Source organism: Pseudomonas sp. JBR1 (assembly GCF_028198185.1).
Classification (GTDB): Bacteria; Pseudomonadota; Gammaproteobacteria; order Pseudomonadales; family Pseudomonadaceae; genus Chryseomonas; species Chryseomonas oryzihabitans_E.
The window spans coordinates 1,398,269-1,400,604 of record NZ_CP116340.1 but is presented as its reverse complement, the minus strand read 5'-3'; the positions used below and the strand labels follow the sequence as shown (position 1 = coordinate 1,400,604).

Here is a 2,336-nt window from a genome sequence, read left to right as displayed (position 1 = left end):
GCACGCCACCGGGCCAGGGATGGCACCCGAGAATCCCCTGTCGCGTAAATAGTAACGATTATTATTTGATATCTCATTGCCATGTAATAGAGTACTGGGCGGTTTAGGGGGAAGCGTGCCTGGCACGCGGTTTTACGGATCATTTCAAGGACAGCTGGCAGCCATGAACAACGTCGTAGCTCACGGAATCCATATCACTCTGCTGGCGGCAGCCGTTGCCTGGCAGACCCAGGCGGTGGCCCAGGCGAAAGAAACGCCTGCCGCCATCGCACCGACGACCATCACCGCGGAGGCCGAGCCCTCGGCGGTCGGCCCGGACGTGGGCTACAAGGCCAACAACAGCATGGCCGCCAGCAAGACCAGCACGCCGCTCGCGGAGACCCCGCGTTCGGTGTCGGTGGTCACCCAGCAGCGCATCAAGGACCAGCAGGCGCAAACCCTCACCGACATCCTGGGCTATGCGCCAGGCATCTTCGCGCCGCCCTTCGCGGTGGGCGACGGTCTGGCCGGCGACTACTTCTTCATCCGCGGCTTCAACGCGACCGACTACGGCTATGGGCTTTATCGCGACGGCCTGAGAGTGCAGGGCAACCGCTACGACACTACCTCGGAGCCCTATGGGCTGGAGCGGGTCGAGGTGTTCCGCGGTCCAAGCTCCATCCTCTATGGCGAGAACGCTCCGGGTGGCTTGGTCAACCTGGTCAGCAAGCGGCCGACGGCTGATTCGCGTGGCGAAGTACAGGCAAGCTATGGCAGTAACAATCGGCGCCAGCTCGGACTGGACGTCTCCGGACCGCTCACCGATGACGGCAGTGTGCTTGGGCGGGTGGTCATGCTGGGGCGCAAGTCCGACACCCAGGTGGACCATGTACCCGATGACCGCTTCTACATTGCGCCTTCGATCACCTTCAACCTGAGCGACAGCACCGCCCTGACGCTGCTGTCCAGCTATCAGCGCGACCGCACGGCCATCGAGCTGGGCTATCCGGCCGCTGGAACCCTGCTCGACAACCCCAACGGCAAGATCAGCCGGCACGCCATGCTCGGCAACCCCGACTGGGACAAGTTCGAGCGCGAGACCTGGAGCCTGGGCTACGAGTTCTCTCACCAGTTCAACGAGGTCTGGACCTTCCGCCAGAATTCCCGCTACCTGCAGTCGCGCATCGACCGGCATGAGATCTGGCCGGGGGCCCTGAATCAGGGCGGGTTCGGCACCACGGTCGCGGTGTCGGCGTACGATCGCCAGAACAAGTCGATGGTCTACTCGCTGGATAACCAGCTCGAAGGCAAGTTCGATACCGGCGACTTCCACCACACCCTGTTGTTGGGCGCGGGATACGACCGTACGTCCTTCAGTCAGGACTGGAACGCCAACGATCCCCGGGCGCCGATTCTCGTCGATGTCTTCAACCCGGCCTATGCCGGTGACCCGGCGACGCCGCTCTCCGTTGCCGACAGCCTGCTGACCCAGAACCTGTACGGCACCTACAGCCAGCTCCAGACCAAGTACGACAACTGGATCTTCCTGCTGGGCGGACGCATGGACTGGGCCCAAAGCGAGTACCGCAACCGCCGCACCTTCGCCGCGGCGGCCCAGGACGAGAGCGACTGGAACCACAAGTTCACCTGGCAGACCGGGCTGATGTACCAGTTCGACAATGGCCTGTCGCCCTATGTCAGCTATGCGCGCGGCTTCGTGCCGGTGCAGCAGCCACCGGTGAACGGCCCGGCGTTCAGCCCCATCACCAGCGAGCAATACGAGGTAGGGCTGAAGTACGAACCCAAGGGCTGGAACACCAGCGTCACGGCGTCGGCGTTCGACCTGCGCAAGGACAACGACGTCATCACCGAGAACAACCTGCCGCGCCAGGTCGGGGCCAGCCGCTCCAAAGGCTTCGAGCTGGAGGTCAACAGCAACCTCACCGACAACCTCAACTGGGTGACGGCCTACACCTACACCGACGCGCGCATCACCAAGGACGCTCCCGGCTCGCGGTTCGAGGATCGCCAGATGAGCGGGGTACCCCGCAACTTCGCCTCCAGCTGGCTGACCTATAGGTTCAAGGACGGTGCCCTGAGCGGCGTGCGTTTGTCGGGCGGGGTTCGTTACATCGACAGCGTGTCCTCCTACACCACTACCTACGGCAAGCTGGACACCGGCGACGTCACCCTGGTGGACGCGGGCATCGGCTATGACTTCGGTCGCCACTGGTCGCTGGACGTCAACGCCAAGAACCTGTTCGACAAGGAGTATGTCTCGGGCTGCAACGACGCCGGTCGTTGCTACTGGGGCGATGAACGCAGCGTCATCGGCACCGTTGCCTATCGCTGGTAAG

Annotated in this window: 1 protein-coding gene; it reads left to right on the top strand. The window is 63.4% G+C overall.

What is annotated here, in order from left to right; genetic code table 11:
- Positions 1–163 precede the first annotated feature (163 nt).
- Positions 164–2,335, top strand: a complete 2,172-nt coding sequence (locus PJ259_RS06645; protein ID WP_271655214.1) for a TonB-dependent siderophore receptor — start codon at positions 164–166, stop codon at positions 2,333–2,335.
- Position 2,336 lies beyond the last annotated feature (1 nt).